The organism is Pseudoclavibacter endophyticus (assembly GCF_008831085.1).
Lineage (GTDB): Bacteria > Actinomycetota > Actinomycetes > Actinomycetales > Microbacteriaceae > Pseudoclavibacter > Pseudoclavibacter endophyticus.
Genome location: NZ_WBJY01000001.1, coordinates 1,971,823 through 1,985,973, shown reverse-complemented (window position 1 = coordinate 1,985,973; position 14,151 = coordinate 1,971,823). Strand labels below are relative to the sequence as shown.

Annotated in this window: 10 protein-coding genes; 8 read left to right on the top strand and 2 right to left on the bottom strand. The window is 71.5% G+C overall.

Annotation, left to right across the window (positions count from 1 at the left end; translation table 11 throughout):
• The first annotated feature begins 38 nt into the window (after positions 1–38).
• The 4 genes from F8O04_RS08905 to F8O04_RS08890 all read left to right on the top strand — a co-directional run bounded on the left by F8O04_RS08905 (position 39) and on the right by F8O04_RS08890 (position 8,006).
• Positions 39–2,786 carry a hypothetical protein gene (locus F8O04_RS08905; RefSeq protein WP_158028876.1) on the top strand — a complete coding sequence of 916 codons (2,748 nt, stop codon included), beginning with the start codon at positions 39–41 and terminating at the stop codon, positions 2,784–2,786.
• The gene (locus tag F8O04_RS08900) at positions 2,779–5,691 is read left to right on the top strand and encodes a GAP1-N2 domain-containing protein (RefSeq protein WP_158028875.1); all 2,913 of its coding nucleotides are present in this window, start codon (positions 2,779–2,781) and stop codon (positions 5,689–5,691) included. The genes F8O04_RS08905 and F8O04_RS08900 overlap by 8 nt, the downstream gene beginning before the upstream one ends.
• A complete protein-coding gene (locus F8O04_RS08895) occupies positions 5,691–6,752 on the top strand; it encodes a hypothetical protein (RefSeq protein WP_158028874.1) in 1,062 nt (353 codons plus the stop codon). Before F8O04_RS08900 ends, F8O04_RS08895 begins: the two co-directional genes overlap by 1 nt.
• An 87-nt stretch (positions 6,753–6,839) precedes the next feature.
• A complete protein-coding gene (locus tag F8O04_RS08890; RefSeq protein ID WP_158028873.1) occupies positions 6,840–8,006 on the top strand; it encodes a TRAFAC clade GTPase domain-containing protein in 1,167 nt (388 codons plus the stop codon).
• A 59-nt stretch (positions 8,007–8,065) separates the two neighbouring features.
• Here the strand turns inward: F8O04_RS08890 and F8O04_RS15230 are convergent, their stop codons facing one another.
• Together F8O04_RS15230 and F8O04_RS08880 are read right to left on the bottom strand one after the other, a co-directional pair.
• Positions 8,066–8,797, bottom strand: coding sequence for a MarR family winged helix-turn-helix transcriptional regulator (locus F8O04_RS15230; protein WP_158028872.1), 732 nt, complete (start codon positions 8,795–8,797; stop codon positions 8,066–8,068).
• Positions 8,798–8,827: 30 nt separating this feature from the next.
• Positions 8,828–9,391 (bottom strand): DUF2306 domain-containing protein, encoded by a 564-nt coding sequence (locus F8O04_RS08880; RefSeq protein ID WP_158028871.1) that lies wholly within the window; start codon positions 9,389–9,391, stop codon positions 8,828–8,830.
• A 92-nt stretch (positions 9,392–9,483) separates the two neighbouring features.
• Between F8O04_RS08880 and F8O04_RS08875 the strand changes: the two genes are divergently transcribed.
• From F8O04_RS08875 to F8O04_RS08860, 4 genes are all read left to right on the top strand, one after another.
• Positions 9,484–10,218: a MerR family transcriptional regulator gene (locus F8O04_RS08875; RefSeq protein ID WP_158028870.1), complete on the top strand. Its 735-nt coding sequence runs from the start codon at positions 9,484–9,486 to the stop codon at positions 10,216–10,218.
• Between the two features lie 183 nt (positions 10,219–10,401).
• Positions 10,402–11,403, top strand: coding sequence for an ABC transporter permease (locus tag F8O04_RS08870; protein ID WP_225734930.1), 1,002 nt, complete (start codon positions 10,402–10,404; stop codon positions 11,401–11,403).
• Positions 11,400–12,359 (top strand): ABC transporter permease, encoded by a 960-nt coding sequence (locus F8O04_RS08865; RefSeq protein WP_158028868.1) that lies wholly within the window; start codon positions 11,400–11,402, stop codon positions 12,357–12,359. The genes F8O04_RS08870 and F8O04_RS08865 overlap by 4 nt, the downstream gene beginning before the upstream one ends.
• A complete protein-coding gene (locus tag F8O04_RS08860; RefSeq protein ID WP_158028867.1) occupies positions 12,356–14,086 on the top strand; it encodes a dipeptide ABC transporter ATP-binding protein in 1,731 nt (576 codons plus the stop codon). Before F8O04_RS08865 ends, F8O04_RS08860 begins: the two co-directional genes overlap by 4 nt.
• The last annotated feature ends 65 nt before the right edge of the window (positions 14,087–14,151 follow it).

Genomic DNA, 14,151 nt, shown 5'->3' with positions numbered 1-14,151 from the left:
CGACGTGCCGGTGTGAACCGAAAGGCTTCGAGACCCGAATGACCACCTCATCCAACGAGCAAGCGCGCTACGCCGTGCTCGAGCAGTGGGCGAACGCCGCCGCCGGTGGCGGGTTTCCCGTCCCGACGAAGCCGCACCTCGTCGCGATCGCGCAGTCGGGGGGCGTGACCCCGATGCTCCAGCGAGTGCGCGAGGTCGGCATGTGGCAAGGGACCATCGCGTGGCTCGTGCAGCAGGCGGATGCGGGCGTCGTCAACCCGCTCTCGCGGCTGCCCCAGCACCTGGTGCGGCCGGCCGGTGCACCGAGCGGCGGTGCTGGCGCCCCCGCCGGCACGCCAGCAGGCGAGGCCTCGCCGCCCCAGTCCCGCGAACAGCTGCGATTCGACCGATTGCGCGCATGGCACGGGCGCGCCGTGGAGAGCGGCGTCGCGGGGGCGGAGGGGCTCCGCGAGATGCACCTTCGCCTCGTCGCCAACTCGCATGTCACGACGGCGGGCGAGATCCGGTCGATCTTCCCGCCCGTCGTCGGCCGGTTCGCCGACCAGCTCGAGGCCGCGCTCGCGGGTGGCGCGCCGCGGAACGCGGCCGCCGAAGCACAGGTCGGAGGCGCGAACAGTGCGACGGTCCCGGGCGCAGCGGGGCGCGGCGCGGCCAATGGCGGTGCCAACGGCGCCGGCAGCGGGGTTGACGGGCCCGCCGGCGGTGCGAATGGCGGCGGGCGGCCTGACAACGGCCCGGCACCCACCTCGCCGGCGACCGGGGCACGCGCGGCGGGCCAGGGCGCCGCGCCTGGTGGGTCGGGGCAGTTCGTGGCCGGTGCCGTTGCCGGCATCGACGCGCAGCCGGATCGGCCGGCCGACGAGGTCGCGATGGACCCGGCGCGGTCTGGCTCGGGAGCCTCCGCCACGGCCGCCGCTGCGCCGGCCCCGCCGCCGAGCCCATCCCAGCCCGATCTCACGATCGGCCCCGAGGGGTTCGCGCCCTATGAATTCGGCGGCTCCGGCGATGAGCCACTCCCGATCACCCTCCGCCGTCGCCCGGACGGCGGAATCATGCTCACCTGGCCGCCCGAGCGACCGCGCCGAGCAGGGCACGACGGCGCCGGCGACGACCGCGAGGCTCGGCCGGTCGACGCGGGGAAGGCGGGTGAGGCGGACCGCGACGGGCCACCCATCGTCATCGACCGTCTCATCTCCTCGGACGAATACCCGCCGTACTCGCCCGACGCCGCGCGACTCGTCGTCGCGACGCGCGGAACCGAGGCGGTCGACGACCTTGACTTCGCGCACGCCGCCCGCCACTACCAGGTGTGGCGCAACGTCGGCACGTCGATCGAGGATGCGAAGCTCTCGCAGCCGGTGAAATACGCGTCAGGCGAGCTCGTGTCGCCCGTGCTCGACTTCGATCTTCGCGAAGACGAGGGGCGGGTCATCGGCCAGTGGCGTGTGCTTCCCGGCACCACCCGCGTCCAGGTGTTCCGCATCCCCATCCAGCGGGCCGCAGGCGCATCCGGCGACCCCACCTACCGCATCCTGCACGACGACGACAACTTGGGCGGTTTCGTCGACACGACGGCCGAGCGCGGCCAGCGGTACCTCTACCAGGTGTTCGCCGAGGCAGAGTTCGACGGCGTGGCCCGCCTGTCGGCCCCCACGAATCACGACCTCCTCGTCTCGGCGATCCACGAGCCGGTCCGCGACCTGTCGTTCGACCTGCATGACAGTGCGGATGAGCCGCTGTTCGACCTTTCGTGGACCGTGCCGCCCGGCGGGCAGGTCGTCATCTACCGGACTGAGCGGCCACCGCAACCGGGTATCGAGCGCAACGCCGTCAATGTCGCGGCGCTTCCCGGGGCCGGTCTCCCCGACGACCGCCGGCAGTCCCATCCCATCGTCGCCGATGGCGAGCGCGCGTCGATGCGGCAGGTGCCGTGGCCTCGAGGGTGGACCCGCGCGTACTTCACGGCGGTCGTGCTGCTCGGCGACTCGGCATATGTCGGCAACACGGTTCGCGGGGTGCGCGTGCCGAAGGTGTCGCGGCCAAAGGTGCTCGAGCGCGTCAACCGGCAGGTGCTCACCTTCGAATGGCCGGACGGCGCCGACATCGTGCTCGCCTACTCATCGATGACGGGTGTCTCGTCCGAGATCGCCATGCAGGGTCAGCCCATCGAAGTGTCGCGCAGCGATTACCGCGAGCAGGGCGGCCTCGAGTTTCCCCGCGGCCGGCTCGACACCAAGGGATGCGACCTCCACCTCGTCTCCGTCGCCTTCGACGGGGGGCGACGGGTACTCGCGGCACCGGAGGTCATCACGTATCCCGGACTGCTGCGCATCTGGTACCGCGTGCTGACCTCGGCCCTCCCGGACGGACGCCCCCTGATCCGCGTGCAGCTGCTCGCCGAGTCCGACGTCGACCCGGCCCCGCCGTTCGTGCTCGTCCACAATCCGGACCGGATGCCGCTGACGGTCGACGACGGACGACCGATCGCCGTGGTTCCCGAGACGGCGCCAAACTCGTCGCCCCAGCGGCGCTTCGTGCCTTCGCCGCTGCCCTCCCAGGGCAACGGGGTGTCGACCTGGATTGTCGAACCGGATCTCTTCACGCGCGAGGTCGCAGCAGCGGGCTATCTGCGCCTCTTCGCGGCCCTCCCGCCGGAGGTGCTGAAGCGGGTCGCGCTGCTCGACCCCGACGTCAGGACGCTCCGCCTGCAACCGCCTCCGACCGCTGCTGGCTCCGGTGCCGGACCGGCGGCAGCGACACCGGCCCCGGGCGGCCGGCGTGGCTGAGGCGTCGCGCTGGGGCCAGCTCACCTACGCGTCGTTCGATCCGGGCGGAGGCGCGGGCGGCTGGCAGATCAAAGAGACGCGGGGCGATTTCTCACCGGCGGAACTGCGCGAGATCTCCGCCCACCTGGTGACGTCGTTCGATTCGCACGTCCCGCTGCCCGAGTACCCGACGCCCGCCGACGTCGCCTCGCAGCCGCGGCGCTGCGTGCACCTGCTCGCGCACGGCGGCGCGATCGGCGCCGGAATCGGCACGCCGGCCACGGTGTCGGCGGGATGCACGGTGCACGCCGTACAGGCGGGGAACGACGCGACCGGTCGCCCCGGCAACGTCTTCTCGCAAACCGTCCTCGACCGCCGGCCGACCGCGCTTGAGCCCCGCATCCGCCCCATCGAGTTTTGGCGATCATTCGACCTGCTGACGCCGTATGGCGCGCAGGACGTGCTCGACGCCCGGCTCAGGGACGGCCAGTACCCCGCCCCGTCCGGCCTCATGGGACGCGACCTCGTGCTCGATTTCGTCTTCGACGCCGAGACGTGGCGCATGGGGGTGTTGAGCGTGCTCCTCGATGCCGTCGCGGAGGCGTTGCAGGGCGGGCGGCGGGTCGTCATGGTCACGGCGGGGCCCGACCAGGCGGCGCTGTGGATCGCGGCCGTCTCGTGGTGCATGGCGCCAACGACCGCCCGGGCGTTCTCGTGGTCGGTGTATGAGCGGGCGACGCGTCTCAGCGCCGCCTTCGAACGGGGTGTCCACCTCATCGGCGTCCCGCGCGACGACGTCGGGCGCATCGACCGCGACGAGGGCCAGTTCGTCGTCATCGATGAGGACGAGCTCCCATCGCTCGGCCAGCTCGGCGCAGCGCCGCATCGCACGGCCGCCGGCGACGAGGTGCAGGCGACGGCCTGGTCGCAGCTCGCCCAGGAATCGCTCGTCGACGCCCCGACGGCAGCCGGGGTGCTGGGAATGCTCGACGACGTCGCCGACCGGTCCGGACCACGCGTCCTCACGCCGGCGTGGCCACTCGCGGTCGCGCACCTCGTCACCGCCCCCAACGGGAGCGACACGAGCGTCGCCACTCGCGTTGCCGCCGCGGAAGCGCCGAGCGGCACCCTCGATGCATCGCTCGCGGAGCACGTGCGCAGCGCCGTGCGCCGACAGCTCGATACGGGGACGGCGGCGGCGTGGGAGGCCCTCCGCGCGACGCCGCCCGATACATTCCAGGCGTCGATCCTCGCCGAGGAGTACCTGTGCCGGGCGCTCGGCGATCCGGCGTGGCTCACCCGAGACGGCGACGTGCCGTTGCCTGCCCCTGCGGCGCTGGCCGGCGCTGCAACGGAAACGGTCCGGGCCGCCTACGTCGGTGCCCTCGCGACCGGGGAGCCAGAGGTCGGAAGCGGTGCTGCCCAGAGCGGCGTGGCCAAGGACGGCGTGGCCAAGGACGGTGGGGCCGAGGACAGTGCGGCCGAGGACAGTGCGGCCGAGGACAGTGGGGAGAGCGGCCAGGCAGGAGCCTCGGGCGCCGGCGACACCGCTGGCGGGGTGCCTGGCGCAGATCCCGTCGTCGTCCTCCGGCTCGCCGACTTGGGGGTGCGACTCGGGCTCGTCGATGATCCGGCCCTACGCGGGCGCACCGTCGATGCGCTCCGACGTGACGTGGCGCCGAAGCTGCTGCGCGACGACACCGGCCGGGAGCCGCAACAGCCGAGCGATGACGGGGCCGAGCCGATTCTGATGCGGGCCGGGCTGCTCGACCCGCGCCTGCACCTCGAGCTCGTGCCCGAAGCCCTCCGTGCGGTCGTCGCCGCGCGCGCGCCGGGCGCGGCGACGACCGCGAACCCCGACGGAACTCCGGCCGGGCTGCTGCTGCCCTCGGCGGTCGCGTGGATCGGCGAGCGCGGCCTGCCGAGAGCCGGCGTCGCGACCGACGACCTGAGAGATGACGCCATCGGCGACGAGGTCGCGGCCTGGCTCGTGCGGCATCGCCCGCGTGAGCCGGGAGCGGGCAAGGCGCTCGCTGGCCGTCTGCTCCGCCGCTATCGGTCGTGGTACGGCATCCCGAGCGCGCTCCGGGTCGTCCAACCGCGCCACCTGTGGCACCTGGACGAGCTGCTGGAGATCGAACGCGATCACCCGTCCGGCCTGCCTGGAGACTTCTTCGTGCCGCACTTCGCCTGCGCGCCGCCATCACTCGAGCTGACCCGACTCGCCGAGCGCCTCGCCATGCGGGGCAGCACTCGCGAAGCGCGCATCGCGCGCATGCGGCTCGACGCCGAGGCGGCGGGGAGCCGCCAGCCGTCCGTATCGATCGACGACACGCTCCGTCTCACGGAGCAGCTCTGGACGAGCTTCGGCCGCCACTTCGCGCTCGACGTGTTCGCACCCCTCGACCTCGAGGCCTCGCTGCTGAGCGCGGCGAGCAGTCTCGACGTGAGCGGATGGGCAGAGCCCCGTTTCGAACTGCTCCGCGCGGAGGCGGCTTCCGCCGATGCCGTCAACCGCGCCGCGACCATGCTCTCGAGCCATCTCGCGTCGGCGCCGGAATCGCTCGGCCGAGGAACGCTGGCCGGACTCCTCGCGCTCGACGTGATGACCGACCCGGCGAACGCCGACCTGCTCGACCACCCGGCGATCGCCCGAACCCGCCGCGTCGGCGACCTCGCCGATCCGACGGGGCGTCGGATCGTCACCATCGTCGTCGACGCGCTCGTGGGCGGTCTCGACGACGAGCTGCGCCGCGCTATCGTGACCGACGCGGTGGCTCGTCTCGCGTCGGTGGCGGGCGAGGTGTCCGACCGTCGGCGAACCGAGCTCGAACGGCTCGCGACGCAGCGTTTGCGCGGCGACGAACGGTCAAACGGCGACGGCTGGTTCCGCCCGTTCCGCAATCGTCAACTGAAGGAGCACTGATGCCCACCTACATGCTCGAGGGCCAGACGGCGGTGCGGCTGACGCCGAAGCCGTTGACGATCTCACTCCAGATGACGGGCCCGGTTCAGGGCAGGCTCATCGCCATGATGGGCAGCGAGCCGATCGCGGACGCCGTGCGCCCGCGTCCAGAACTCCTGATCCTGCCGACCGTCACCGATACCGTTACGCTCCGAATCGAACCCGTCGGCGCTGATGTGTTTCCGCAGGGGGCGCGCGGGAACGTCAGTGTCAGCGTCAACGAGCCGGGGGCGGTCGACCCCGAGCGCGCCGTGCTCCCGCCCCTCGACCTCGCCGGTCTCTCGCGGCAGACGGCACTTTCGATCGCCCGGGGCGACGACGGCCTGCGCGTACGGTCCGAGGTGCGCGAGGCCGTGCGAATCACGCTCAATCCGCTTGGTGACGCGGCGCGAGTCGTCGCGACCGAACTCGTCGGCAGGCAGCGGCTCGACGACGACGAGGCGATCGATGTCGTCGTCGCGGTCGACGCGTCGGCGTCGTTTCGTCGGCAGGTCGCCGCGGGGCAGCTTCGCCGCGTCGTTGACGTCGTCGAAGGCATCGCCGCGGTCATCGACCCCGATCGGCGGGCAGAGGGCCACGTGCTCACGGCGACCGGATATCCCGTCACGACAGCGCCCGGCCGCACGCTCGCGGCGGCGTTCGCCGCGGCATTCGACGCTGTCACGCCGGAAACCGGAGCGGCGCTTGCGAGCGGGGCGACCTCGCCCCTGCGCGGACTCGCCGCGCACCCCGGCAACGACGCCCCGCGCCGACTCACCTACGTCATCACGGATGCGGCGCCGGCCGACCGGAGCGCTTTCGAGTCGCTCGGGCTGCCGGGGCGGAGCGTTGCGCACCTCGTGGTGATCGGACGCGGCTCGGCGTGGCGGCTGCAGCGGGGACCGGACGTACCGACCACGCTGTTCGACCTGGAGCGAATCGGCGCTGCACCGGCCGACCCGGCGGCGGCCGACCCGCTCGCGACGCAGTTGCCAGCCCTGCGGCCCCTTGTCGCGGACCTGTTGCGGGGACGGCCCGAATGATGCGGAGTTGGGTGAGAGCGTTCCGAGACGAGGGATGCCCACACGAGGGAAGCTCAGATGAGAGGTGCCGAGTTGTGAGGTGCGCAGTTGAGTAAGTGCCCGAACTGCTTCCAGCTGCTGCCCACGATGCAGTACGCGTGGGTCTGCGAGAACCCCCGTTGCACGAAGTACCCGGACCAGGCGGCGAGCCGCTATTCCCCGACGCCGGTGAAGCGCGGCAAAGTGCTCGTGGCGACGGCCCCGCCGGGCGACCCGACCTGGCGCCCGCCGATCGCCGGCGACTGCCCTTCGTGCGCCGAGCCGCTGAGCGAGGCGTGCCCGCATTGCCACTGGGGGCTCATCGAGGGGTGGCGAGGCGGCCACACCGTGTGCGTGGCGATGAACGGGGCGCGTGCGACCGGCAAGAGCGTCTTCATCGCGGTGCTCATCAAGCAGCTGCAGCGCATGGCGCTGCAGTGGCACACGGTCGTGGGGTTCGCCGACGCGCGCACCCGCGACACCTATGAGCGGGTCTACGAGACGCCGCTCTTCGCCGAGCGCGGCCTCATGGGGCCGACGCCGGCCGCCATCACCGACAACGCGTATCAGGGGGCGCCGCTCGTCTTCGATCTCGGCATGATCGGCGGTCAGCGCCGATTTCTCGCGATCCGCGACATCGCAGGCGAAGAGATGGAACGCCCGCCGGCGGAAGCCGGTCACCTGCAGTTCCTCGCGCACGCGAACGCGATCTTCTTCATGTTCGATCCGCTCGCGGTCGCGAACATCCGCGAGAAGCTCGTCGACCTCATCCCCGCTCAGCTTCGCGTCGGCGGCGACCCCCTCACCGTCCTCGGCAATCTGCAGCGTCTCGTTGGCAGGCGCTCTCCCCAGGTGGCGGTCGTGCTGTCGAAGTTCGACGCGCTGCACGCGCTGCGGAACGTCGACGATGTGCAATGGTCGGGCATCATGTCGAACGCCGGCGCCGCCTTTCTGCGCGACCCCAGCGAAGACACGGGCGCGTACGCGGCGACGGACGGACTGCTGCTGAATGAGGAGGTCAAGAGCCTGCTCTACAAACTCGGGGGCGGCGGCGTCGTGCTCGCTATGGAGAATCCGCAGAGCGGAGTGCCGATCCAGCATCAGTTCTTCGCGGTCTCGGCGCTCGGCGAATCGCCCGACGGCCAGCGCCTGAATCCGCACGGCATCGCGCCGTTCCGCTGCCTCGACCCCCTGAAGTGGGTGCTGCACACGAACGGGGTGATCCCGGCCACCTGAGGCACGGCCGTCGCTGGCCTGAGGTACGGCCGTCGCTGGCCGCTTCCTTCGGCGCCGCGTCACTGGGGCGGGTCGCCGAGCGGCCGGTCGTCGAGCGGCTCGAGGCCGGCCGCTTCGAGCGCCCCTCGGATCGCGCGGAGCGCGCTGCGGCCGATGCCGTGCAGTTGCAGGAGCGTCGCCGTCCTCGCGCCGGCCAGGTCGTTGAGCGACGTGTAGCCCGCGCCCTTGAGCGCACGGGCGGCGGGTGCCGCGAGACGCGGGAGCGGTAGCGCCGCATCGTGCGGCTCCCTGCCGTGGCCGGCGTCGGCGAGACGAGCGCCGGCGAGCATCCGGCCGTCGGGGTCCAGCGCTTCGAGCATTGAGCCGAGCGCGCTGCCGAGGTGCTGCAGCTGTGCGGGCGTGAGGGGATCGATGACGAACCGGCGGACCGCGCCGACGTGCCCAGGCGCGGCCGCAGCGAGCTTCTCGTAGCCGGACTCGGTGAGCGTCGCGTTGGTCGCGCGTCGGTCGGCCTCGCATGGCGTGCGCCGCACGTAGCCGGCGGCCTCGAGACCGGCGACGACGCGGGAGAGTCGCGGAAGCGTCGCGGTCGTGTGCGCGGCGAGATCGCTCATGCGCAAGGTGCGGCCGTCGGCCTCCGACAGCATCGCGAGCACCATGTACTCGAACTGTGTCAAGTCGGCGTCACCGTGGAGTTGGGCATCGAGCGCGGCCGGGAGGAGCTGCAGCACGGCGGTCAACCGGAGCCAGGTCTCGCGCTCGTCGGGGGTGAGCCAGCGAGGAGGGTTCATGCCTCCATCATCGCAATTCGACAGTTGCGGCTACAACGTTTCGATGACCTTTCGGTGGACATCCTCCGCGGGCGCCGGGCCGGTCCCGCCGCCCTCCGAGCCTGCTGCGAGGCCCCGGGCGCCTCCGACCTGACCGCGCCCCGCGTAGGCGAGCACGAACCACACCCACGCCGTGGCACCCACGACGATGCCGGCGACGATCGACCAGAACAGGAAGGGCGTGCCGATCGCCCACATCGGGATGTCCCGCGCCGGCACGAACGCGGCGAAGCCGCCGGCGACCAGGGCGCCGAGCCAGCCGCCGACCATGTTGCCGACGTGAGCGCGGCGATGGCCGCGCCGGATGTTGACGACGCCCAGCGTTGTCGTGAGGAAGGTGAAGATCGCGAGCGCGTGAAAGGCGGTGAATCCGCCCGTGAGCGAGTAGATGAACATGCCGCTCACGCAGGTGACGTACATCGCGAGCACCCACGTCCGGCCGATGACGCGATGCGCCCGGTCGCGTCGTCGTCGGACGAGATTCACCGGGGCCAGCAGGACCACGAGGGATGCGGCGATCGCGTGGACCGGGATCACGACTGCGCTGAATTCCATACCAGACAAGATAGAGTCACTATCCAATAAGCGCACCGTGGCGAGCAACGGGGCGTTCCACTCTCCAAGACACGGATCCGGAAGGGCGGACGATGAAGCTCCGACAGCTGGCCGAGCGGACCGGCGCCTCGACGGCGACGATCAAGTACTGGATCCGGGAGGGGATCGTGCCGCCGGGGACGCTGCGGAATCAGACGACGGCCGAGTACGGCACGCCGCACGTCGAGCGGGTCGAGCTCGTTCGAACCCTGCGCGGCCACTTCGACCTGTCGATCGCGGAGGTGCGGCGGCTCACATCGATGATCGATGACGAACGCGCGCCCGTCCTCGGCATCATGGAAGCCTGCCAGCTCATCGCGACGGGTCTCCGCCGACCCGAAGCGCCGGTCGAGGCACGGCACGCGGACCTCGTCGGCGAGGTCGTACGGGGCGCGGATTGGCCGGACGTGGCGAGCGTCGCGCGCGATGCCCTCGCCGAGGCGCTGCACGTCGCAGAAGCCGCCGGGTTCGCCATCCCCGCCGAGCGTCTCGCACAGTACGCGGCGTCGCTCGCCGAGATCGCCGAGCGCGATATCGAGGTCGTGCGGCGTTTCACTGCGGAGCCGAGCCGGGCCGTGGCGGGCGGGCGTCCAGCGCGGCAGGGCGGCGCGACGAGCGAGCAGGACACCTGGAAGCCGAGCAGGGATGTGGTCGCGACGCGCATGCTGCGTGGCGCTCACGTGCAGGTACAGCTGCTGCTCGCGATGAACCAGCTCGCGCACACCTCCGCGGCCATTCGCGCCCATCGTGACGACGCCGGCGGCGATGTGCCGCCACCGGCGCCGTGACATCGCGGCGTCGATAGCGTCGCGGCGTCATCATGACGTCAGCTGCACGACTTCATGATGGCGCACACATTTCGTCACAAAGTTGCTCCCGGTTTGTCGACGGGTCACCGTTATCGAACTCGCGCGCGTCGGAGGCATCGGCCGGATGCCCCGCGCCGGGGCCGAGAAGACGGAGGAGGACGCGTGAACCCGACACTGGTGTACGTCGCCAAGCGGCTCGTGCAGGCGGTCTTCGTCGTCTGGGCGGCCTACACGGTGGCGTTCTTCGTCCTGTTCGCGCTGCCGAGTGATCCCGTCTCGCTGATCCTCGGGCCTGACGCGCAGAACTACCCGCCCGAGCAGCTCGAGGCGCTGCGCCAGCAGTACGGGCTCGACGAGAACCTGCTCGTGCAGTACTTCCAGCGCCTTGGCGGCGTGTTTGTCGGTGACCTCGGCACGTCGTTCGCAATGGGCAGGCCAGTCGGCGAGCTGGTGGGCGAGGCCCTGTGGCCGACCGCGCAGATCGCCACCCTCGGTCTGCTGTTCGCCGTCATCGGCGGAGCGGGGGTCGCGGTCGCCGCCAACTTCACGCGCAACCGATGGCTCGCGAACGTGCTGCTCGCGCTGCCCCCGCTCGGCGTCGCGATCCCCGCGTTCTGGCTCGGGCTCATGCTGATCCAGTGGTTCTCCTTCGGCCTGCCGATCTTCCCCGCGATGGGTGACCGGACGCCCGCGGCGCTCGTGCTGCCAGCGATCACGCTCGCGGTGCCGACGGGGGCGATGCTCGCGCAGTTGCTGTCGAAGAGCCTCACCATCACCCTGCGCGAGCCCTACGTCGACACGGTCCTCGCGAAGGGAGCCGATCGCACCCGCATCGTATTCGGTCATGCGCTCAAGAACGCCGCGCTTCCCGCATTCACCATGCTGGGCCTCATCGTCGGGCAGCTCATCGGGGGCGCTGTCGTGACCGAGACCGTCTTCAGCCGCCCCGGCATCGGGCGCGTGGCGGCCACCGCGGTTGGCGGCCAGGACATCCCGGTCGTTCTCGGCGTCGTCCTGCTCGCCGGGGTCGTGTTCGCGGTGACGAATCTCATCGTCGACCTCGTTTATCCGCTCCTCGACCCGAGAATCGTTCACGCCGCGAGCAGGAGACGGGCCGCCGGGGCTGCCGAGCCGGCCCCCGTTCGCGAAGGGACGACCGCATGACCGAGTTGACGCTCACCGAATCGCGCGAGCCTGCCACCTCCGCGGCACGCGGTGTCTCGCCGGCCGACGAGGCGACGCACCAGCAGGCGCGCGAACTCGACGACCGCTTCACAAGCGACCGGGGCGCCGTCTGGCGACGCCGGGTGCGCGGCATCGCCCGCCGCCCCTCCGTCTTGCTCGCGGTCGCCTGGCTCGCCCTCATGTTCGCGGCAGCCCTGGCGCCGCAGTGGTTGGCCCCGGGCGACCCGCTCACGGGCGTGCCGTCCGAGCACCTGCAGTCGCCGTCGCCGGCGCACTGGTTCGGCACCGACCAGACGGGACGCGACCTCTTCACGCGCGTGATCCACGGCACGGCGCTCACCCTCATGTCGTCGCTGCTCGCGGTCGCGGTCGGCCTCATCATCGGCTCGGTCCTCGGCATCGTCGCGGGATTCGTCGGTCGGTGGGTCGACGACATCATCATGCGCATCGCCGACGTGCTGCTGTCGATCCCGGCGATCCTGCTGTCGCTGGCGTTCATCGCCGCGCTCGGCGTCGGTACGCTCAACGTCGCGATCGCCGTCGGCATCGGCTCGATCGCCTCGGTCTCGCGGATCATGCGCTCCGAGGTGCTCCGCGTGCGATCGAGCCTGTACGTGGAGGCGGCGCACGCGTCGGGAAACACCTGGTTGCGCACGCTCCGGAGGCACGTGCTGCCCAACTCGCTCGGTCCCGTCATCGTGCTCGCCGCCCTCGAGTTCGGCACCGCGATCCTCGCCGTCTCGGCGCTGAGCTTCCTGGGGTACGGCGCGCAACCGCCGACGCCCGAGTGGGGCACGCTCGTCGCCGGAGGACGCGACTACCTCGCGACCGCCTGGTGGCTCACAACGCTCCCCGGCCTCACGATCGTGCTGACGGTCCTGTCCGCCAACCGCCTCGCGAGAGCCGTCGACGCGGAGGGGGTGCGCAACCGATGATCAACGCAACCCAATCTGCGCGCGGCACCGGACCATCGCTATCCGGCGCCGGGCTCTCCGCCGACGGGGCTTCCGGCGCCCCGCTGCTCGAACTCGACGACCTCCACGTGCGCTACCGCACGTCGCGCGGCCACGTCGACGCCGTTCGCGGCGTCTCGCTGTCGATCGCAGCGGGGGAGACCGTCGCGATCGTGGGCGAGTCGGGCTCCGGCAAGTCGACGACCGCGCACGCCATCATCCGGATGCTCGCTGCGAGCGCCGAGATCCCCGCGGGCGCGATCCGGTTCGGCGGTGTCGACCTCGCGAACGCGTCGAACAGCGAGCTGCGTGCCGTCCGCGGACGCGAGATCGGCTTCGTACCCCAAGACCCGACCGTGAGCCTCAACCCGGTCAAGCGCCTCGGCGACCAGGTGGGCGAAGTGCTGCGGATTCACGGGCTGGCCGATCGCCGGTCGGCAGCCGTCGCCGCCGTCGAGGCACTGGCGCAGGCCGGCATCCCCGACCCGGAGCTCCGGGCGCGCCAGTATCCCCACGAACTGTCCGGTGGCCTCAGGCAGCGGGTGCTCATCGCCATCGCGGTCATCGCGAGACCGCGCCTCCTCCTCGCCGACGAACCCACGAGTGCACTCGACGTGACGGTGCAGGCACAGCTGCTCGACCACCTCGACGCGCTGCAGGAGCAGCTCGGCATGGGCATGCTGCTCATCACCCACGACCTGGGAGTCGCGGCCGACCGGGCCGACCGTATCGCCGTGATGTCGCAGGGGCGCATCGTCGAGACCGGCGAGGCGGCGCAGGTGCTGCTCGCGCCACAGCACCCCTACACGCGCCGCCTCATCGATGCCGCCCCGTCGCTGCACACGACGGAGGGCATGGCCGCCCCGCTGCCACGTGCCATCGACGCACCGGCGGGAGCGCCGGGGCGGGACGCCGACGCGCCGGATGCGCTCGTCGTCGCGACGGACCTCGTCAAGAGTTTCGACGTGCGGGATGGCGGCGGTTCCTTCCGAGCCGTCGACGGCGTCGGCTTCGAACTGCGACGTGGCGAGACGTTCGCGCTCGTCGGAGAGTCGGGGTCGGGCAAGTCGACGACGGCCAGGCTCGTGCTCGGCCTCGAGACGCCGACGCAGGGCCGGGTCACGTTCGACGGCGTCGAGATCGCAGCGCTCAGGGGGAGCGCGAGGCGAGCGTTCCGCCGCCGGGCCCAGATCGTGCATCAGAATCCGTACGCATCGCTCAACCCGCGCCTCACGGTCGCGCAGATCATCCGCGACCCGCTCGACGCGTTTCGGGAGGGGACGCGGGCCGAGCGCGACGCCCGGGTGCGCGAGCTCATCGAGCTCGTCGCCCTGCCGCCCGAATCGGCCGACCGCAGACCGGCCGAGCTCAGCGGTGGGCAGCGCCAGCGCGTCGCGATCGCGCGAGCCCTCGCCATCAAGCCCGAACTCATCGTGCTCGACGAGCCCGTCTCGGCGCTCGACGTTTCGGTGCAGCATCAGATCCTCACCCTCCTCGTCGACATCCAGCGGCGCGTCGGTGTGGGCTACCTGTTCATCTCGCATGACCTCGCCGTCGTGCGGCAGATCGCCCATCGTGTCGGCGTGCTCCGCTTCGGCTCCCTCGTCGAGACCGGGCCCGTCGACCGCGTGCTGCTTGAGCCGCAGGCCGAGTACACGCGGACGCTCATCGACGCCATCCCCGGTTCCAGGCTCGCCGCCGTCGACTGACCGCCGCTCGCGGCCCTTCCACATGTCTTCCCCTGCATCACCACATCGCCCGATTCGCCGGGCAG